This window comes from Mycolicibacterium iranicum (genome assembly GCF_014190915.1).
Lineage (GTDB): Bacteria > Actinomycetota > Actinomycetes > Mycobacteriales > Mycobacteriaceae > Mycobacterium > Mycobacterium iranicum_B.
Map to the genome: position 1 here is coordinate 1 of NZ_JACHVU010000021.1, position 17,815 is coordinate 17,815.

A 17,815-nucleotide genomic window follows, 5' to 3' on the forward strand; every position below is an offset into this window, starting at 1 on the left:
AGCAACCGCCTCGTCGAAGGCGCCATCGTGACCGGATGGAAGCACGCACTGGCAGCCCTCGTACTCAACTATCCAGACCGACTAGAGCCCTACATACTAATCAACCGCTGCTCATACACAGAAATCTTGACAAGCTCTGGCCAGAATGGGGGATTCGAGGCAAAAACCAATCACGTTACGCAATGTCATCGCCACAATCGCGGGCTTTACCGGCCTCATGCTGATAACGGCTTGTTCCACGTCTGATACCAGCACCGGGTCGACAAGCGCCAACGCGTCACCGACCGTGCCGGCCGCCACCGCTGCGCCCGGCGGAACGGTCGCACCCGCTACCACCGAGGCCGTCAGCACCAGGTACGCCCAACAGATCGAAACCGCAGTGCTCGACGGCCTGATGGATAACGACTACAACCGGCCCGCCGCCTTCAAAGATATGTGCACCACCGTCGTCGTCTGGGCGTGCGCCATCGGCAAGATCGAATCTGACGACCCCGGCAGTGTCAACATCACCCTCGCACCCGAAAGCGTCTGGATCGGCAAGTGGGAGGGGTCAACGGACTGGTACGACTTCGGCGAGCATGTCGCCCGAGGCGTCTATAACTTCACGCAGGGCGTTCAACCCCCTCTGACCCAGATTGACGTACTCACATCGACCGGCGACATTGCTTACTTAGGCAACTACTGAGCCGGTGCCCCGCCGACCATCCCACCCCTATTTCAGTGAAATGCAAGAGGCCATTCCGACTAGGAAGCCGTTTTGTGACTGTACGCAATGAGTACAGTCAGCGGTGGGGGTACCGACGGCAGGGTATGGCCGCCTGAATGTTTCCGGCATCCACCCATCGGAGGGAGAGCTACACAATGCCCCCTAGTCTGGAGCCCCGTAAACCGCTGACTCTCGCCATAATCGAGGATCTGAAGGGGAAGGGCTACAGCCAGTCGGAAATCGCACGTATGTATGGCGTTACACGTCAATATGTTTCGTGGATCAAGCACAACTACAACGGCCGACTGACCCCATCAGAGTAAGTCCTGCAGCACTTTCCGTTTAAGGTCGCTGCCTACCTGAGTCAGACCAGCCCCTATCGGCGCTTTCGCGAACACGGCCGGTACATGGCGACGTGTGGCGTCGGTATGGACCAGGGGACGTTGGGCCGTCTGCGCGGGTTCTACCGCAGGCTCATCGACCAGGTGGTGGAGTTCGACCCCAGTATCCCACCGATTGCGAGGGTGAGGCGCCGCGGTGGGTGGGCCTACCGCCCCCGGATGCCGGAAGACGGCGACCTGCTGATCCGCGTTAACGAGTACGCCGAACTGACCGTCGTGGGCCGCCAGATTTCGCGATTACCGGCCGTCATACCCTGAGGCGCGGGTGGGCCCACATCACGTGGAGCAGTGCGCCGAAGTCGGAAACCCGTAGACCGGCGGTGTAGCGAGCGTTCGCAGGAATGCCTAGAGGCCCCTACAGATAAACCCCATAAAGATGCCCGGCCTCTCGTGGCACACAGAGACCGAGCATCCGGCTCATGACCATTACGAGCGCAACCGACCACTCACAAGGATAGCCCCCTAGCCCACCACGCATCGAATCCCGCAGCGCAACACAGGCTTCGGCATCAACCCGCAGAGTCAGTTGGCAGCGGTGCGCTCATGCAGTCCGAACAACCTTGCCTGCTCATCGAGTTGCCGCAGCACCATCACAGAAGCGTGATAGTCACCGGCCATCGCATCAAGCCAGTTCGCGCGGATCAATGCCTCCGAGCCCCAGAACATCGCCCCCGCCTCCGAGGACAGGACCTCAAGACGGGCATCACCGGCCAATGCCTTCTGCATGATGGCGTGGACCGTGGACGACGACCGCAGACCCACTGCCGCCCCGGCCTCCCGTTACGAAGCTCCCGCCAGCACCAGCTGCACCACCCGCCGATGTCGACGCTCACGACCGCCGTCAACTGACTTCATACTGTTCGATGTTACGGTGCGCGTACAGGATTGCCGACGAGAACAAACGCCAGTTCAAGAGCGCCATCCGGACCGACCTGGAAGACGTTGTCGCAGAACAAAGTCGTTCGGCTGACCTCGGGTGGCTACCCCGACCAGGCGGCTAGGGCGGCGAGGAACGGGGAGAGTTTCGACCCACCCCCGGTCTGTCCCGGTGGGTCAGTTGGCGGTGACGGTGGTAGTCAGTCTTCGGGATACCAGCGGTCAAATGTAGCCAGGCTCGCGTCCTCGTGATGCCTGGGGTTACCTCGTGGTGTGCTCCAGTCCACGCGTTCCTCGATTCTGTGTGCGCGGCGCCCACCAATTGGTCCGAGGCGGTATGTGGACGCGCGCGCCGCTCGCAGGTCCGCCAAGTGTTCGCGAGCCTCTCGGTGAAAGTCCTGCAGCGCGCTCGGGAATTCGAATATCAAGACATTGCCGGCGTCGCTGATGAGGTCCGTTTGGCGTGTCAAGCGTTCGGCTTTGTAGACCACCGACGCCGTGACATGGTGGGCCTCGTCGTTACCCAACTTGGTCAGTACGTACCTGCCCGGGGTTTCCCAATCACCTTCCCAGTGGACATCGTGGCGCTCCGTCTCGCGCAGTTCACCGCGCCGGCTGATGTCGTTGGATTCCTCAGCGAGCTGCTTAGCGTCGGTCGCGATGGTGTTGGACTCGCGGGCCAGGTCATTGGCCTTCTCAGCCAACACTTTGGTGTCTTCGGCCGTCTGCTCCGACCTCTTAGCGATGGAGTTGCCAATGTGGGCGTACACAACCGCTCCAATTCCAATGGCGCTCCCGATCCCCCCGAAGACCAACCCAGCGATAGCTACTCCATCGGCCATGCGTCAGAATCTAGCGCGCTCTAACGGGCAACATGCAGGGACGGACCCGGCTGGGGTCTTTGCCCCGGCACAATACGTAGATGGACATAGGCTACGAACCGCGCCGAGGAGCCGTCGAGTGGTTCCGAGAGATCGGCGACCCGTGGATGATCAAGGGCAATGCGGATCGCCGTCCGCAGCCAGGGAGTGACCTGTTGGCCGACGGCCCAAATGCGGCGTCAGTGGCGCATCACAGCATCATCATGGCGCTGGATCAGTTGGGTTCGGTGGTGGATGCAATGGTGAGCGGAGAGCCGATGCGGCACTACGCGCCGTTCACCATTTTGCGGACCGTTCTGTTGGCATCGGCTAGGGCGATGTGGATGCTTCTTCCTGATACATCCCATGAACGGCAAACACGTTGCCTGCGAATCGAATACATTAACCTCGATGAACAACGCAAGGCGTTCAAGACGATATCCGGCGCCGCCGCCACCGAAGAGCTGAAGCGGCAGGCCGACCAGATCCTGTCCGACTTCGAGGCTCCGATGCAGGAATTCAACGCTCGCGCGCCAGAGCTAGGTATGGCGAAGCTGACCGCGCCACCCGACACAGTGACAATGCTTCAACAACTGGTCCCTGCCAACACTCCGGAAGGCTACGCCGCGCAGCATTTATGGCGTGTGGGATCGTCCACAGCCCACGGGTATTACTGGTCGGACACTCAACGTCCGAACCCGCATCTCTTCGATGAGAAAACGTTCGATACGGCGCTGTACGTGGCAACGCTGTTTGTCAAGGAGGCGATGAAGCTCTACGAGCAGCGAGCGACCGGCCGCGGGCACTAGGTGGCCACGACAGTCGTCGATCCCGCCGCAGCCGCTCCCGTCTTAGGCGCGGTTCGTGATGGCGGGCTGTACCGGCGGGCCGGGCCCGTGCCCGACGGAGCGCAGGATGCGGTGCCGAACCAGTTGCCGCAACCGCTGTTCCGGCATCTGCTGGGCTGCTTCCTCGACGGTCACGAACCCTTCGCGGTGTGTCTCGCCTCGTCCGATCGCCCCCATCGCATCGGAGCGCCGTTCCCCGGCGCTGCGCGGGTCGTGCGGACACACATCGGCCAGCATCGCGGCAAGCCGCGCCTTCAACGTGGCCGCGTCGGTGGGCAGCAGCTGGCCCCACACCGCCACGATCTCGTTGGGGTCGTCAAGGGCGCCGAATTTGATGTCGCGGCTCGCGATCACCTCTTTGGCCCGCTTGACCGCATCCGGGTCATAGCGCCCCACCACCGCATCGATGGCTCGCGCCAACTTCTCGTCCGAGAGTGCACCCCACCGGGTCCCCGCACGGACGATCGCCGCATCCACCGTGGCGGCCAACTCGTCGGTGACCAGTGCGGTACGCCAGGTGATCTCCGAGACCACCCGGACACTGAGCAGCCCCTGCGCGAACAAGCAGCGACCGCGGGCAGCCGATCGCGCAGCGCCACCGCGATCCGCATCTGCGCCGAGGCCCGCCGCGTACCGACCCCCAGCGCGGCCCCGACCTGGGCGGCTGTCGCCGCCCACGGATCACACGCCCATTCGCCGCGCACGTCGTCCTCGTCCACGGTCTGGTGCACCAGCTCGGCGATCGCGGCCAGCCGCCGCGCCGCGGCCACCGCCTCGGCCCGTGCGCCCTCAGCGATCGCCTCCACCACAGTGGACTCCTCCACGTCGGCGAACATACGATCGAACATACGTACGATTCTAGGACGGATCACCAGGCTGATCAGCGTCGATACCCGGATCTGTGGATAACCTCAGCCCCGAAACAAAGCTGTGGATAACCCACCCACGACCGACCCTCGCCGGGTAGGTGCGCCCCTGCGCTCTGCACCGCCCACTTACTTCCGCCCCGACCTTGAGCGCTAGCACTCTCGTGTATAGAGTGCTAGGCGGCAGGTCGGTTCACCCCTGTGTCGGCACCCGCGACGACGGCGCGAGGGTAGGCACCGGCCACCGTGTAAGCAGACACCCACATAAACAACAGAAGTGAAGGGGCTCCATCGTGGCGAGCGTGAACATCAAGCCACTCGAGGACAAGATCCTCGTTCAGGCCAACGAGGCCGAGACCACGACCGCTTCCGGTCTGGTCATCCCCGACACCGCCAAGGAGAAGCCGCAGGAAGGCACCGTCGTCGCAGTTGGCCCCGGCCGCTGGGATGAGGATGGCGAGAAGCGGATTCCTCTGGACGTGTCCGAGGGCGACGTGGTCATCTACAGCAAGTACGGCGGCACCGAGATCAAGTACAACGGCGAGGAGTACCTGATCCTCTCGGCCCGCGACGTGCTGGCTGTCGTCTCCAAGTAAGCGAACCGTGTTCCGCCCCGGACGTTCCCGCGTATGCGGGTGATGTCCGGGGCGGTGCGCGTTCCACCCGTCTCTAGGGAAAGACATTCATGAGTAAGCAGATTGAGTTCAACGAAACCGCGCGTCGCGCCATGGAGGTCGGCGTCGACAAGCTCGCCGACGCGGTCAAGGTGACGCTGGGCCCGCGCGGTCGCCATGTGGTCCTCGCCAAGTCCTGGGGCGGGCCGACCGTCACCAACGACGGCGTGACCATCGCCCGCGACATCGACCTCGAGGATCCGTTCGAAAACCTCGGCGCACAGCTGGTGAAGTCGGTCGCCACCAAGACCAATGACGTCGCCGGCGACGGCACCACCACGGCCACCGTGTTGGCGCAGGCGTTCGTCAAGGCGGGCCTGCGCAACGTGGCGGCCGGGGCCAACCCGATCGCCCTCGGCGCCGGCATCTCCAAAGCGGCAGAGGCTGTTTCAGAGGCGCTGCTGGCCGCCGCCACCCCGGTCAACGACGCGAAGTCCATCGGTCAGGTCGCCACGGTCTCGTCGCGTGACGAGCTGGTCGGCGAGCTGGTCGGCGAGGCCATGACCAAGGTCGGCACGGACGGCGTCGTCACCGTCGAGGAGTCCTCGACGCTGAACACCGAGCTCGAGGTCACCGAGGGTGTCGGCTTCGACAAGGGCTTCCTCTCGGCCTACTTCGTCACCGACTTCGACTCGCAGGAAGCGGTTCTGGAGGACGCGCTCGTCCTGCTGCACCGCGAGAAGATCAGCTCGCTGCCCGACCTGCTCCCGCTGCTGGAGAAGGTCGCAGAGGCCGGCAAGCCGCTGCTGATCGTCGCCGAAGACGTTGAGGGCGAAGCGCTTTCGACCCTCGTCGTCAACGCGATCCGCAAGACCCTCAAGGCTGTCGCCGTGAAGGCTCCGTTCTTCGGGGACCGTCGCAAGGCGTTCCTGGACGACCTCGCGGTCGTCACCGGCGGTCAGGTCGTGAACCCCGACGTGGGCCTGGTCCTGCGCGAGGTCGGCCTGGAGGTGCTGGGGACGGCCCGCCGGGTCGTCGTCGACAAGGACAGCACCGTCATCGTCGACGGCGGTGGCACCCAGGACGCCATCGAGGGCCGGAAGACGCAGCTGCGTGCCGAGATCGAGGTGTCCGATTCGGACTGGGATCGCGAGAAGCTCGAGGAGCGGCTGGCGAAGCTCGCCGGCGGCGTCGCGGTCATCAAGGTCGGCGCGGCCACCGAGACCGACCTGAAGAAGCGCAAGGAAGCCGTCGAGGACGCCGTGGCCGCAGCCAAGGCTGCCGTCGAAGAAGGCATCGTGGTCGGCGGCGGCGCCGCTCTGGTGCATGCCCGCAGCGCCCTGGACAAGCTCCGCTCGGAGCTCAAGGGCGACGAGGCGCTCGGTGTCGAGGTGTTCGCCGCCGGCCTGTCCTCACCGCTGTTCTGGATCGCCACCAACGCCGGTCTCGACGGAGCGGTCGTGGTGAACAAGGTCGCGGAACTGCCTGAGGGACAGGGCTTCAACGCCGCGACGCTGGAGTACGGCGACCTGATCGCCGACGGTGTGATCGACCCGGTGAAGGTCACCCGCTCCGCGGTCGTCAACGCCGCGTCGGTCGCCCGCATGGTGCTCACCACCGAGACCGCGGTGGTCGACAAGCCGGCCGAGGCGGAGGATGACGGCCACGGGCACGGCCACGGTCATCACCACCACTGAGTCAGTGCAACGAGACACCCCCGGTCCGAATGGGCCGGGGGTGTTTTCGTCTAGGCGGGCTTGCCGGCCGGATCGATCGGGGTGTACGAGAACTCGCCGTCGAGTTCGTTCTTCCAGGCCAGACCCATCTGCACCAATTCCTCGGCGGCGGCGAGATGTTCGTCGGGCAGCTCGGGGCGGTGTGCCATCACCTCGGCGGCCGACAGATGCCGCGCCTCGGTTCGCGAGTCCTCGGCGACCGCCGCGAGCCATCGTTGCCGAGCGGTGTCCTCGTTGTCGGTGTCCTCCGGGACGGCTTCGACGTCCGCGCTCTCCGATGATTCGCTCATACCGCCATTGTGCGCTTCGCCGACCGCGGTTTGTCCTCGGACCGGGCCCGGTATACCCTCGTCGCGTGAACATCGGTGTACGTGCCGCCTATTGGCGCTTTATCGAGGCTCCGGGTGGAGCCGATAACGCGCAGCGCTAACGCACGTATCCCCCCGGAGCCCAGGCAGTGACCATCAGGTCGCTGCCTTTCGTCATTCAAGGGCGCCGGTCGATACGCAGGTGCCCGTCACAGAAAGGCACCATCGTGAACCTGGCGCAGATCGCCGCCCCGCAGGAGACGTCCGACCGGCGGATCCGCCGCTTCAGCGAGATCCCCAGCCCCCACGACGTCGTCACCGAGTTCCCGCTGGGCGCCCGGCGGGCCGAGCGGGTGGCCCGCGACCGCGACGAGATCGCCGACATCCTCGCTGGGCGAGACGATCGGCTGCTGGTCGTGGTCGGCCCGTGCTCCGTGCACGACCCGGCGGCGGCGCTGGACTACGCGAGCCGGCTGGTGCCGATCTCCGATCAGCTGGGGGACCGGCTGAAGATCGTCATGCGGGTGTACTTCGAGAAGCCGCGCACCACGATCGGGTGGAAAGGCCTGATCAACGACCCCGCGATGGACGGCACCTTCGACGTGGCCCGCGGACTGCGCGTCGCCCGTCAGCTGCTCCTGGACATCATCGACATCGGTCTGCCGGTCGGCTGTGAGTTCCTCGAGCCGACCAGTCCCCAGTACATCGCCGACGCCGTCGCCTGGGGTGCGATCGGCGCGCGGACGACGGAATCCCAGGTGCACCGTCAGCTGGCCTCGGGACTCTCGATGCCCGTCGGCTTCAAGAACGGCACCGACGGCAACGTCCAGGTCGCGGTCGACGGCGTCAAAGCGGCTGCCGCGCCGCACGTCTTCTTCGGGATGAACGACCTCGGTCGCGGCGCGCTCGTGAGCACCACCGGCAACCTGGACTGCCACGTGATCCTGCGCGGCGGCACCGACGGGCCGAACTGCGACGCCGACTCGGTGACCGCCGCCGCTAACCGGCTCGCGGCAGCGGGTCTGCCCGCGCGCGTCGTCGTCGATTGCAGCCACGCCAACTCCGGCAAGGACCACATCCGTCAGGCCGGCGTCGCGACCGAAGTCGCGCAGCTGGTCCGCGACGGGCTGCCGGTGAGCGGCGTGATGCTGGAGAGCTTCCTGGTGGCCGGTGCGCAGGCGCCGGAGTCGCGTCCGCTGACCTACGGGCAGTCCGTGACCGACAAGTGCATGGACTGGGACGCGACCGAGGCGGTGCTGCGGGAGCTCGCCGATCGCCGCTGAGCGGACTATTTCGGCAATCGCGGCGCGCGATCTCGTCGAGAGCTTCATGATCAACCCATGCGAGTCGCAGTAGCCGGGGCGACCGGCAACATCGGTGCCCGCGCGGTGACGGCACTGCAGCGGCAGGGCCATCAGGCAGTGGGTATCAGCCGCTCCCTGGGCGTGGATCTGCTCAGCGGGGACGGGCTGGAGGCAGCGCTCGACGGCGTGGACGCGGTGATCGACGCGATCAGTTCGCCGCCGATCAGCCAGGAGGAGACCAAGCGGTACTTCGGCACCACCACGACCAACCTGCTGGAGGCAGAACAGCGGGCCGGGGTGCGGCATCACGTGCTGCTGTCCATCGTCGGCATCGACCGGATCTCGGGTGGCACCGACCACTACGCGGGCAAGCGGGAACAGGAGCGGCTCGTCGAGGCAGGCCCGGTGCCGTGGACCATCGTCCCGGCCACCCAGTTCCACGACTTCGCCGGACTGGCGGCCAGTTGGACCGAACACGACGGGGTGGCCACGATCGCGCCGCTGCTCGTGCAGCCCATCGCACCCGACGACATCGCCGAGGTGCTGGCCGAGGTCGCCACCGGAGACCCGCAGGGACGGCATGTCGACGTCGCAGGTCCGGAGACGCAGGATCTGGTGGACATGGCGCGTCGGACGCACCAGGTGCTCGGGCGCGACGTGAGGCTGGTTCCGACGTGGTCGGGTCCGCTGGGTGTGGAGATGGCGGGCAACGTGCTGCTGCCCGGCGACAACGCCCGTATCGCGCCGACGACCTTCGAGCAGTGGCTCGCCGCGGGCGCTCGTTGATGCCCCGCGTTCCCGCACTGGTGCTCGCGGGCGTGGTGGCGATGGGCGTCGCGTCCGGTTGCTCGGGGTCGTCGGGGTCCGGCGGCGATGCGCCCGCCAGCCCGATGATGCCCGGCGGTGGCGGTAGCGCCACCGACTCGGTGGTGGGCTCCGCGCCCGAATTCGGGCCGCCCCAGGCGCCCCCTCCGGCCGAGAAGCGAGACGTGGTCAAGACGGCGTCGATGACGATCACCGTCCAGGACCCGTCCGCGGCCGCCGATGACGCGGCCGTGATCGTCGAGCGCGTCGACGGCCGGGTCGACAGCCGCACCGAGGATGCGGGGTCGGGCACCGGGCGCGCCGTCACGTCGGTGGTGCTGCGGGTGCCGTCGGCCAAGCTCGACCAGGCGATGCGCGACCTGAAGGCGCTCGGGACCGTCGAGACGGCCTCGACCACATCCGAGGACGTCACCGCCCAGCGGGTCGACCTGGACGCGCGCATCAGGGCGCTGCAGACCTCGGTGGACCGGCTGCTGGGCATCATGCGCGACGCCCGCGATCCCGAGGCGCTCATCTCGGCCGAGAACGCGCTGTCGCAGCGGCAGGCGGAGCTCGACAGCCTGCGGGCCCAACGCGAGACGCTGGGAGACCGCATCTCCTACAGCACGGTGGACGTCAGCTTCTACGCCCAGGAGGAGGGCGGTCCCGCGCCGGAGAAGTACGAGGGCTTCCTCGGTCAGATCCACCGCGGATGGGACGGGCTGATCGCCGTCGCCGGTGGCGCGATCATGGTGCTCGGCCTGATGCTGCCATGGTTGGGTGTGGCCGCGGTGATCGGCGCTGCCGTGTACGGCATCGTGCGGTGGGCCCAGTCACGCGCGACTCGGGCACCCGCGCCTCACGCACGCGCGACCCCTGCGCCGGCCGTCACGCCTCCAGACGAGCCCGCACCGCCGCCATCTTCTGAGCCAGAGTCGCCTCGTCGATGACCCCGCGGGCCAGCAGCGAGTGTGCGAGGGACACCAGCTGGTTCTCCGGGTAGGGGAGTTCGGCATAGAGCGTCGAAGACAGCGCGTCCTCCTCGTCGCGGCGCTCCTGGAAGTTCGGCACCTCTGCGTCGCAGGCGGCGTGATCGAGGGCGTCGCAGAATCCGTCGAGGCTCGTCTTCCACGGCGGCACCGGGTTCTCCACGCCGTACTTGGCGGCCATCCTCGGCCACACCTGGTTTCGTTCCACGATGCCGTCGAGCACGTCGACCCTGTCGGGGGCGTCCATGTCAGTCCCCGATCGGGTGCACGGCGGGGCGGGTGTCGACGATGACGTTCGTCGTGACACCGGGTTTGGGCAGGGCCACCCCGATCAGGCAATCGCGGGTGACGATCTCGGCCAGCTGTTCCTCGCTCCAGCCGTCGGTGCCCTCCGGACGCATCGGCATCACCATGAAGCGGTGCTTCTGATTGGAATCCTGCACACGGACGTCCACGTCGTCAGGGAGGTAGAGGCCGAACTCGGCGAGCACCTGGCGCGGCCAACGCACAAGGCGCCGACGGTAATTCGGTGTGCGGTACCACTCGGGCGAATTGCCGAGGATGGGGCGGGGATAGCAGGAGCACAAGGCGCACACGATCACGTTGTGCAATGTCGCGGTGTCTTCGAGGATCGAGAAGGCGGTGAAGTCGCTCGGCGTTCCGAAACCCGTGGGTTCCATCCAGTCGACCCCGACCTGCTTGCTCGCGGTCATCGGCTCGCTGAGCGCGAGCTGTTTGAAATCCGGATCCAGCCACGCTCGCGCCACCAGCGTGGCGGCGGGCGTGGGACCGATCTGTTCGGCGAACTCGGTGAACCGCCGGTGTTCCTCGGCGGTGAAAATGCCCTTCTCGATACAGAGTTCGCGCAGGGCGATCTCCAGCACCTCGAAGTCGGTGACCTCGTCCACCATCGGCTTCACGGTGCGGTCGTGGTCGTGGTCGTGGTCGTGGTCGTGGTCGTGCGACATGAGCGTCCTCTCCGGCGTCGAGTCAGTGGGCGGCTTCGAGCCAGCGCTCGGGAATCTCGGTGCGCAGGACATCGGTCGCCGTTCCGGTGTATCCGTGCCACAGGTCGGACATCGTGAACGCGACGACGTAGAACCACTCCGGCTTGGCGTCGGGGCGGTCCCAGGTCTCGTCCTCGGCGGCGGGGCTCTCGTAGGCGACGGCCGCGATCTCCCCGCGGGCGCCGCGGACGTATTCGGGGGTGCGGGTGTAGAAGAGGACCGGGAGGTCGCGCACCGTCACCGGGTCGCCGACGGCGAACTTCGGATCACCGGCCAGGCCCGCGTAGACCTGCGGATCGCCCTTGCCGACGGCGTGCAGGTGGTGCTCATTGCGCTTGACCTGGGATCCGTCGCCCTCGGACTTCGGTTGCGCCACCAGCTTCCGCCCGTCGAGGCCACTGCTGTAGCGGCCCTGGACCTCGGCCATCCGTTCGCTCAGCTCGCCGAGACTGATGTGGTGCTTCTCGACCAGGACCCGGGCCACGGCGAGAAGCCAGCGGCCGTAATAGGGCAGCCCCAGGTACTCTGCACGTCCCACGTCGACGTTGCCGATGCGGCGCCGCTCCTCGGACAGCCAGATCCCCCGCCACGCGAGCACCTCGCAGATGACGTACGTCATCTCTTCCCACTGCTCGTACTGCTTGTTCTCGTACTTCATCGGGGCGTCCGGTTCGCCGCCGACGTCGTGGACGGGCTTGAGGTAGGCCTTGATGCGTGCGGCGTCGAGGAGGTCCGGGGTGGGCGCGTCCGGCAGCTCGGGGAACGCCGACTTCAGGCGCGCCACGAGTTCGAGTTGCGCCGCGCGCTCGGCCGCGGTGCTCACGGTAAGACCTTCGGGTGGTGTGACATGGCAATCCCGTCCCACGAAACGCAGAGCTGTCGCAACGAATGCTCTCAACTCTGCGCTTCGGGTGGGTGGCGTTTGCCCACAAAGCCCACCCCGGCGGCGACTCCGGGGTGGGCTCGGGGACGGTCGTCCTAGGCGGTGCGGCGGATACCGCGCTTGAGCAGAAGCTCGCGCTCGGCCTCGCTCAGGCCGCCCCAGATGCCGTAGGGCTCACCCACGGCAAGGGCATGGGAGCGGCACTGGGCGATCACCGGACAGCGGCGGCACATCTCCTTGGCGCGCATCTCGCGCTGTGCGCGGGCGCGGCCGCGCTCGCCGTCGGGATGGAAGAACATGGACGAGTCGACGCCCCGGCAAACACCCTGCATCTGCCAATCCCAGATATCAGCATTCGGTCCCGGAAGCTGCTGCGGCTGTGGCAATGGAAAACCTCTCCCTCAGACCCGATACGCGTCAATAGAAGCGCGAGTCGTGGAACAAATCCGAGCACAGTCGCCGATGACCACTCGTGCACACAACGTAGAAGGGCTTCCGAATTGCCGTCAATAGTCGCGCGGTGTGCGGAACCACATATCCGCAGGCAGAAAATTTACATCACGTTCATCGAAGTGTGGCTTTGCCAACGGAACTGGTGGTACGCGCGTGTGCCGAAGGCTCCGTCGACCCGCGGTTTCGGCCGGTGCGGCATTGCGACACAGGACATTTGCGCACGTTTGTCAGGTCTGCGGTTGATCTCGTTGTAACACGCCATCCATCAACTGTTAACTGACGCGATTTTCAAAACAGTCCGGAATTGATACGGTCGCGATCCGATGAGCACCGAACCGGCGGATTCCGCAAACGATCTCGCGGACGCGGCCTTCGGTGGCGACCCCGGCAGATGGCCGCTCCCGCCCGCTGCCGACGCGCGCGAGCTATGGCTGCGCGCGGTTGCGGCCGGCGGTCAGGGGCGTTACGCCAGCGCATTCGCAGACCTGGATCGGCTGCGCCGCGTGCCGGCCGGTGATGCCGTCGCGTCCCTGGCCCTGACGGCGCGGGCGTCGTTCGTTCGTCAACTCGGCTGGCACGACCTCGCACGCTCCTGGGACGGCGGCGCCGAGGCCCGCGCACGCTCCGGCGAGGCCCGCGCCGACGCTCTTATCGGACTGGCCGCCGACGCGTTGGGTGTGGGCCGCTTCGCCGCTTCCCAGCGGGCCCTCGAACGCGCCGCCCCGCTGGTCGCCGCTTCGGGGTCCGCCCGCCTCCCGGTCCGGCATGCCTGGGTCTCGGCCGAGCTGGCGATGTTTCGCGGTGACGGCGCGGCCGCAGTCGGGCACGCCCGTCGCGGGCTGCAGCTGGCCCCGGAGTCGGGCTCGGTACGACACGGGGTCAAGTCGCAGGTGGTGCTGGCGGCCGCACTGTGCAGCGCCGGCGACCTGTCGTCGGCACGCAGCGAAGGCGACGCCGCGCTGGAAGACACGCGTCGGTTCGGCCTCGTCCCGCTGCAGTGGGCCATCGCCAGCCTCCTCGCCGACATCGGCTCGTCCACGCTGTCTCCCGACCAGCTGGTGCGTCTGCGGGAAGAGTCGGCGCAGAAGGTGACCAGATGGGGCGGCGTGTGGCGTCCGCGCTAACGGGGTTGCGCCCCTCTCGGTCGTTATTGTTTAGCTGAGCCGGCGCCGCTTCGGTACCGGCCGGCACTGCCACCTCCCCTCCGGGATGTGGGCCCGACGTAACGCTGGAGAGCCTGTTCACGATGACAATTTCGGGAGAACGTCTCGATGCTGTCGTTGCTGAAGCAGTGGCCGGCGATCGGGACGCACTCCGGGAGGTGCTGGAGACCATCCGCCCCCTCGTCGTCCGGTACTGCCGGGCGAGGGTGGGAACCGCGGAACGTAGTGGTCTCTCAGCTGATGACGTAGCTCAGGAGGTCTGCTTGGCCGCCATCACGGCGCTGCCGCGGTACAAGGATCAGGGACGCCCGTTCCTGGCCTTCGTGTACGGCATCGCAGCGCACAAGGTTGCTGACGCGCACCGTGCCGCCGGTCGCAACCGGGCCGATCCGATGGATGTGGTCCCGGAGCGTTTCTCCGGTGAGGCGGGCCCCGAGCAATTGGCGATCGACTCGGAATCGTCGGCGCGGATGGCTGCGCTGCTGCAGATCCTTCCCGAGAAGCAGCGCGAGATCCTGATCCTGCGTGTCGTCGTCGGCATGAGCGCCGAAGAAACTGCAGACGCCGTCGGCAGCACCGCGGGGGCGGTGCGGGTGGCTCAACACCGCGCACTGACGCGGTTGAAGGCGGAGATCATGGCGACGGGGCGTGACCATGCCTGACTTCGGACGGTGGAACGCCGGTGGCGGCGATCCCTCACTCAACGAGATCAACCGCACCGACCAGTTCCTCGATGCGCTGGCCACCCAGGACCAGCCCTACGCGACGGACCACGGTGAGGCAGAGCTGGCTCAGCTGCTTGCGGGCTGGCGCGACGACGTGCGCGAGACCCCGATGGGCCACGTGCTGACGACCGAGCAGGCCGCGGCGGCGCTCGACCGGGTGACCCGGCCCGCCCCGAAGCGGCGGTTCCCGCTCGCGGTGGTCGGCTCGGCCGCCGCGGCGGTGCTCGCGATCGGCGGGGTCGGCGCAGTGGTGGCCGGGTCCGGTCCGGGCGACGCACTCTATGGACTGCGCACGATGCTGTTCGGCGAGCAGACCCAACCGCGCGACGACGCCGTCATCCTGGCCGCGCAGACCGAGATGCAGCAGGTGCAGCAGCTCATCGAGCAGGGTGACTGGCAGGGTGCCCAGGACAAGCTGGAAGCGGTGACGACCACGGTCGCGACCGTGGACGATGTTGCGCGCAAAGAGGAATTGATCGAGCAGTGGCAGGAGCTGACCGTCAAGGTCGAGGCTCAGAACCCTGTCGCGACGGTGCCGCCGGGTGCGCCCCTGCCCACGTTCCCCGAGGTGGTCGTGGACCCCGCGGTGACGGTGCCCTCGGGTCCCTCGGAGACGACGACGCCTCCGTCGTCCGAGACGACACCGCCCTCGGAGAGCGCCACGCCGTCGGAGAGCGCCACGCCGTCACAGAGCGGCGCGCCGTCGTCCACGCCTGCGCCGTCGACCACGCCTGCGCCGACGACCACCGCTGCGCCGTCTCCGACGTCCATCCCGCCGTCGGTGACGACGAGCGCGGTGCCGTCGCCGACGTCCACGACGGTGATCATGCAGTCCTCGACGACGAGGCCCCCGCAGTCGACACCGCCCGCAGTGCCGGCTCCCTCGCCGACGCCTGTGCCGACGCCGCTGCCGACCACCACGATCGAGTTCAGCGGTGACGATGTCGTGGAGGATGAGGTGGTCGTGTTGCCGACTCCGACCACGACCACTCCGATGGCGCTTCCGATTCCTCAGGTGCAGCTGCCGGCGCAGCTCCCCGTGGTGGCTGTTCCGGCGCTGCCGGCTGCCCCGGCGCTACCCGGCAGGCCCGCCTTGCCGGCACCCGCACAGCAGGCGCCCGGCCAGACGCGCTGATCACGCGTCGCGGGTTGTGCAGCTATCAGCGATAGCCGTCGGACTCCGACGTGGCCTCATTCAGCGACGCGTCGGCGTACCCGCGGCAGTAGTCCCAGGTGACGTACGAGTCGGGCTCGGGATCGTAGGCGGGCTCGTGCGGACGGACCGTGCCGTCGACAAGAAGCTGGAGCAGGTTGGCGCGCAGCATGTCCCAGTCGTGGTAGTGATCCTGCTGACATTCGTCGCAGCAGACGACGAGACCGCGAATTCCCCTGTGCGCCAAGAGCGCCTCGTACACGGCCAGATCGGCCAGGTCTGCCTCGACCGCGGTGCGCTCCTGCGGATCCAGCGGTTGACCAGGCTCCAACGCATCGAGTGCAGCCGACGGATCGCTCGGGTCGTCAGCGAACGGGTCAGGCGGCAATCCTGGTGGCAGGTGGTCTCGCACGCTTTCAGACTACGCAGCCTTGCAGGCATCGCGCCAGCGCTCGCCCGGCACGTCGTGGCGAACGGAAACGACGAGGTCTCGGGGTGATATGGGAGCCGATAAGATGGAGCTTTCCAGGTGTACGGAGGCTTCATACATGTCGATCGCCGAAAGCAGCATGCCCCTCGCAATGCCGGTGCCCACCGGCGGCGATGACCCGACGAAGATCGCGATGCTCGGGCTCACGTTCGATGACGTCCTGCTGCTTCCCGCCGCGTCGGATGTGATCCCTGCCACAGCAGACACTTCCAGCCAGCTGACCCGCCGCATCCGCCTCAAGGTGCCGTTGGTCAGCTCTGCGATGGACACTGTCACCGAGGCGCGGATGGCGATCGCGATGGCCCGTGCCGGCGGCATGGGCGTGCTGCACCGCAATTTGCCCGTCGCCGAACAGGCCGGGCAGGTCGAGACCGTCAAGCGGTCCGAGGCGGGGATGGTCACCGACCCGGTGACGTGCTCGCCGGACAACACGCTGGCCGAGGTCGACGCGATGTGTGCCCGGTTCCGGATCTCCGGACTCCCGGTCGTGGACAGGGACGGGCAGCTGGTCGGCATCATCACCAACCGCGACATGCGCTTCGAGGTCGACCAGTCCAAGCCGGTCTCGGAGGTGATGACCAAGGCTCCGCTGATCACCGCACAGGAGGGTGTGTCGGCCGAGGCGGCGCTGGGATTGTTGCGGCGCAACAAGATTGAGAAACTCCCCATCGTCGACGGGCACGGCAAGCTGACCGGCCTCATCACCGTCAAGGACTTCGTCAAGACCGAGCAGTTCCCGTTGGCCACCAAGGACAGCGACGGACGCCTGCTGGTGGGCGCGGCCGTGGGTGTCGGCGACGACGCCTGGACGCGGGCGATGACCCTCGCCGACGCAGGCGCCGACGTGCTGATCGTCGACACCGCGCACGCGCACAACCGCGGCGTGCTCGACATGGTGCACCGCCTCAAGGTGGCCGTCGGCGACCGCGTCGACGTCGTGGGAGGCAACGTCGCGACTCGTGCCGCCGCCGCGGCGCTCGTCGATGCGGGTGCCGACGCGGTCAAGGTCGGTGTCGGCCCCGGCTCGATCTGCACCACCCGGGTGGTGGCCGGTGTGGGCGCACCTCAGATCACCGCGATCCTGGAGGCCGTTGCGGCGTGTGCCCCGCACGGGGTGCCGGTGATCGCCGACGGTGGCCTGCAGTACTCAGGCGACATCGCCAAGGCGCTGGCTGCCGGCGCATCGACCGCGATGCTGGGTTCGCTGCTGGCCGGAACCGCCGAATCGCCGGGTGACCTGATCTTCGTCAACGGCAAGCAGTTCAAGAGCTACCGGGGCATGGGCTCGCTCGGTGCGATGCAGGGCCGCGGCGCCACCGGCAACCTGCGGGGCAGCTTCTCCAAAGATCGCTACTTCCAGGACGACGTGCTGTCCGAGGACAAGCTGGTGCCCGAGGGCATCGAGGGCCGGGTGCCGTTCCGCGGCCCGCTGTCGACCGTCATCCACCAGCTGACCGGCGGTCTGCGGGCAGCCATGGGCTACACCGGCTCGTCGACCATCGAGCATCTGCAGCAGGCGCAGTTCGTCCAGATCACCGCCGCCGGGCTCAAGGAAAGCCACCCACACGACATCACGATGACTGTGGAAGCCCCGAACTACACCACCCGCTAGGGTCTGCAGGGGCTGAA

The 17,815-nt window shown here is 67.1% G+C and carries 21 protein-coding genes and 1 pseudogene; 13 read left to right on the top strand and 9 right to left on the bottom strand.

The features are described from left to right. The first annotated feature begins 145 nt into the window (after window positions 1-145). The 3 genes from FHR72_RS25550 (at window position 146) to FHR72_RS26375 (ending at window position 1,365) form a co-directional block, all read left to right on the top strand. Window positions 146-685, top strand: coding sequence for a hypothetical protein (locus tag FHR72_RS25550; protein WP_183474292.1), 540 nt, complete (start codon window positions 146-148; stop codon window positions 683-685). Between the two features lie 176 nt (window positions 686-861). Next, the gene (locus FHR72_RS26845) at window positions 862-1,029 is read left to right on the top strand and encodes a sigma factor-like helix-turn-helix DNA-binding protein (protein WP_221194430.1); all 168 of its coding nucleotides are present in this window, start codon (window positions 862-864) and stop codon (window positions 1,027-1,029) included. An 84-nt stretch (window positions 1,030-1,113) separates the two neighbouring features. After that, window positions 1,114-1,365, top strand: coding sequence for a hypothetical protein (locus tag FHR72_RS26375; protein ID WP_260156251.1), 252 nt, complete (start codon window positions 1,114-1,116; stop codon window positions 1,363-1,365). A gap of 264 nt (window positions 1,366-1,629) precedes the next feature. Here the strand turns inward: FHR72_RS26375 and FHR72_RS25560 are convergent, their stop codons facing one another. Beyond that, window positions 1,630-1,833 (bottom strand): hypothetical protein, encoded by a 204-nt coding sequence (locus FHR72_RS25560; protein WP_183474143.1) that lies wholly within the window; start codon window positions 1,831-1,833, stop codon window positions 1,630-1,632. 350 nt (window positions 1,834-2,183) lie between these two features. Further along, window positions 2,184-2,825, bottom strand: a complete 642-nt coding sequence (locus tag FHR72_RS25565) for a hypothetical protein (RefSeq protein WP_183474146.1) — start codon at window positions 2,823-2,825, stop codon at window positions 2,184-2,186. Between the two features lie 80 nt (window positions 2,826-2,905). Between FHR72_RS25565 and FHR72_RS25570 the strand changes: the two genes are divergently transcribed. After that, a complete protein-coding gene (locus tag FHR72_RS25570) occupies window positions 2,906-3,652 on the top strand; it encodes a hypothetical protein (protein ID WP_183474149.1) in 747 nt (248 codons plus the stop codon). Between the two features lie 42 nt (window positions 3,653-3,694). Here the strand turns inward: FHR72_RS25570 and FHR72_RS25575 are convergent. Further along, window positions 3,695-4,539 (bottom strand): annotated as a pseudogene (locus tag FHR72_RS25575) (DUF222 domain-containing protein). Window positions 4,540-4,850: 311 nt separating this feature from the next. Here FHR72_RS25575 and groES point away from each other — a divergent pair. Then, on the top strand, window positions 4,851-5,153 hold the full coding sequence (gene groES, locus FHR72_RS25580) for a co-chaperone GroES (RefSeq protein ID WP_003929249.1): 303 nt from the start codon (window positions 4,851-4,853) through the stop codon (window positions 5,151-5,153). 89 nt (window positions 5,154-5,242) lie between these two features. Then, the gene (groL, locus tag FHR72_RS25585; RefSeq protein WP_183474152.1) at window positions 5,243-6,868 is read left to right on the top strand and encodes a chaperonin GroEL; all 1,626 of its coding nucleotides are present in this window, start codon (window positions 5,243-5,245) and stop codon (window positions 6,866-6,868) included. Window positions 6,869-6,918: 50 nt separating this feature from the next. On the opposite strand, the gene FHR72_RS25590 is transcribed toward groL, so the two are convergent. Beyond that, window positions 6,919-7,197 carry a hypothetical protein gene (locus tag FHR72_RS25590; RefSeq protein ID WP_260156255.1) on the bottom strand — a complete coding sequence of 93 codons (279 nt, stop codon included), beginning with the start codon at window positions 7,195-7,197 and terminating at the stop codon, window positions 6,919-6,921. 245 nt (window positions 7,198-7,442) lie between these two features. Between FHR72_RS25590 and FHR72_RS25595 the strand changes: the two genes are divergently transcribed. From FHR72_RS25595 to FHR72_RS25605, 3 genes are read left to right on the top strand one after another with little or no spacing between them, the layout of a single operon-like run. Then, the gene (locus tag FHR72_RS25595) at window positions 7,443-8,498 is read left to right on the top strand and encodes a 3-deoxy-7-phosphoheptulonate synthase (protein ID WP_183474155.1); all 1,056 of its coding nucleotides are present in this window, start codon (window positions 7,443-7,445) and stop codon (window positions 8,496-8,498) included. Between the two features lie 57 nt (window positions 8,499-8,555). Next, window positions 8,556-9,305, top strand: coding sequence for an SDR family oxidoreductase (locus tag FHR72_RS25600; protein WP_183474158.1), 750 nt, complete (start codon window positions 8,556-8,558; stop codon window positions 9,303-9,305). Next, entirely contained in the window at window positions 9,305-10,273 is a 969-nt protein-coding gene (locus tag FHR72_RS25605; RefSeq protein WP_183474161.1) for a DUF4349 domain-containing protein, read from the top strand. The genes FHR72_RS25600 and FHR72_RS25605 overlap by 1 nt, the downstream gene beginning before the upstream one ends. On the opposite strand, the gene FHR72_RS25610 is transcribed toward FHR72_RS25605, so the two are convergent. From FHR72_RS25610 to FHR72_RS25625, 4 genes are all read right to left on the bottom strand, one after another. Further along, window positions 10,212-10,559, bottom strand: coding sequence for a thiocyanate hydrolase (locus FHR72_RS25610; RefSeq protein ID WP_183474164.1), 348 nt, complete (start codon window positions 10,557-10,559; stop codon window positions 10,212-10,214). The genes FHR72_RS25605 and FHR72_RS25610 overlap by 62 nt on opposite strands. 1 nt (window position 10,560) lies before the next feature. Then, window positions 10,561-11,280, bottom strand: a complete 720-nt coding sequence (gene scnC, locus FHR72_RS25615; protein ID WP_183474167.1) for a thiocyanate hydrolase subunit gamma — start codon at window positions 11,278-11,280, stop codon at window positions 10,561-10,563. 22 nt (window positions 11,281-11,302) lie between these two features. After that, window positions 11,303-12,142 (bottom strand): SH3-like domain-containing protein, encoded by an 840-nt coding sequence (locus tag FHR72_RS25620; protein WP_183474170.1) that lies wholly within the window; start codon window positions 12,140-12,142, stop codon window positions 11,303-11,305. A gap of 155 nt (window positions 12,143-12,297) precedes the next feature. Beyond that, window positions 12,298-12,588 carry a WhiB family transcriptional regulator gene (locus tag FHR72_RS25625; protein WP_183474173.1) on the bottom strand — a complete coding sequence of 97 codons (291 nt, stop codon included), beginning with the start codon at window positions 12,586-12,588 and terminating at the stop codon, window positions 12,298-12,300. A gap of 390 nt (window positions 12,589-12,978) precedes the next feature. On the opposite strand from FHR72_RS25625, the gene FHR72_RS25630 reads away from it, so the two are divergent. From FHR72_RS25630 to FHR72_RS25640, 3 genes are all read left to right on the top strand, one after another. Then, window positions 12,979-13,779, top strand: coding sequence for a hypothetical protein (locus tag FHR72_RS25630; RefSeq protein ID WP_183474176.1), 801 nt, complete (start codon window positions 12,979-12,981; stop codon window positions 13,777-13,779). A 122-nt stretch (window positions 13,780-13,901) separates the two neighbouring features. Continuing rightward, window positions 13,902-14,480, top strand: coding sequence for a sigma-70 family RNA polymerase sigma factor (locus tag FHR72_RS25635; protein ID WP_221194431.1), 579 nt, complete (start codon window positions 13,902-13,904; stop codon window positions 14,478-14,480). Continuing rightward, window positions 14,473-15,678 carry an anti-sigma-D factor RsdA gene (locus FHR72_RS25640; RefSeq protein WP_183474255.1) on the top strand — a complete coding sequence of 402 codons (1,206 nt, stop codon included), beginning with the start codon at window positions 14,473-14,475 and terminating at the stop codon, window positions 15,676-15,678. Before FHR72_RS25635 ends, FHR72_RS25640 begins: the two co-directional genes overlap by 8 nt. Window positions 15,679-15,703: 25 nt before the next feature. On the opposite strand, the gene FHR72_RS25645 is transcribed toward FHR72_RS25640, so the two are convergent. After that, complete coding sequence (locus tag FHR72_RS25645) at window positions 15,704-16,108, bottom strand: DUF5319 domain-containing protein (protein ID WP_183474179.1); 405 nt, start codon at window positions 16,106-16,108, stop codon at window positions 15,704-15,706. A gap of 136 nt (window positions 16,109-16,244) precedes the next feature. On the opposite strand from FHR72_RS25645, the gene guaB reads away from it, so the two are divergent. Further along, window positions 16,245-17,798, top strand: coding sequence for an IMP dehydrogenase (gene guaB, locus FHR72_RS25650; RefSeq protein ID WP_183474182.1), 1,554 nt, complete (start codon window positions 16,245-16,247; stop codon window positions 17,796-17,798). The last annotated feature ends 17 nt before the right edge of the window (window positions 17,799-17,815 follow it).

Coding starts and splice junctions, on each gene's coding strand:
- FHR72_RS25565 (WP_183474146.1), bottom strand. CDS start 2,825: ATGGCCGATGGAGTAGCTATCGCTGGGTTGGTCTTCGGGGGGATCGGG.
- FHR72_RS25600 (WP_183474158.1), top strand. CDS start 8,556: ATGCGAGTCGCAGTAGCCGGGGCGACCGGCAACATCGGTGCCCGCGCG.
- FHR72_RS25590 (WP_260156255.1), bottom strand. CDS start 7,197: ATGAGCGAATCATCGGAGAGCGCGGACGTCGAAGCCGTCCCGGAGGAC.
- scnC (WP_183474167.1), bottom strand. CDS start 11,280: ATGTCGCACGACCACGACCACGACCACGACCACGACCACGACCGCACC.
- FHR72_RS26845 (WP_221194430.1), top strand. CDS start 862: ATGCCCCCTAGTCTGGAGCCCCGTAAACCGCTGACTCTCGCCATAATC.
- groL (WP_183474152.1), top strand. CDS start 5,243: ATGAGTAAGCAGATTGAGTTCAACGAAACCGCGCGTCGCGCCATGGAG.
- FHR72_RS25570 (WP_183474149.1), top strand. CDS start 2,906: ATGGACATAGGCTACGAACCGCGCCGAGGAGCCGTCGAGTGGTTCCGA.
- FHR72_RS26375 (WP_260156251.1), top strand. CDS start 1,114: ATGGCGACGTGTGGCGTCGGTATGGACCAGGGGACGTTGGGCCGTCTG.
- FHR72_RS25610 (WP_183474164.1), bottom strand. CDS start 10,559: ATGGACGCCCCCGACAGGGTCGACGTGCTCGACGGCATCGTGGAACGA.
- FHR72_RS25630 (WP_183474176.1), top strand. CDS start 12,979: ATGAGCACCGAACCGGCGGATTCCGCAAACGATCTCGCGGACGCGGCC.
- FHR72_RS25640 (WP_183474255.1), top strand. CDS start 14,473: ATGCCTGACTTCGGACGGTGGAACGCCGGTGGCGGCGATCCCTCACTC.
- guaB (WP_183474182.1), top strand. CDS start 16,245: ATGTCGATCGCCGAAAGCAGCATGCCCCTCGCAATGCCGGTGCCCACC.
- FHR72_RS25635 (WP_221194431.1), top strand. CDS start 13,902: ATGACAATTTCGGGAGAACGTCTCGATGCTGTCGTTGCTGAAGCAGTG.
- FHR72_RS25560 (WP_183474143.1), bottom strand. CDS start 1,833: ATGCAGAAGGCATTGGCCGGTGATGCCCGTCTTGAGGTCCTGTCCTCG.
- FHR72_RS25550 (WP_183474292.1), top strand. CDS start 146: ATGGGGGATTCGAGGCAAAAACCAATCACGTTACGCAATGTCATCGCC.
- FHR72_RS25605 (WP_183474161.1), top strand. CDS start 9,305: ATGCCCCGCGTTCCCGCACTGGTGCTCGCGGGCGTGGTGGCGATGGGC.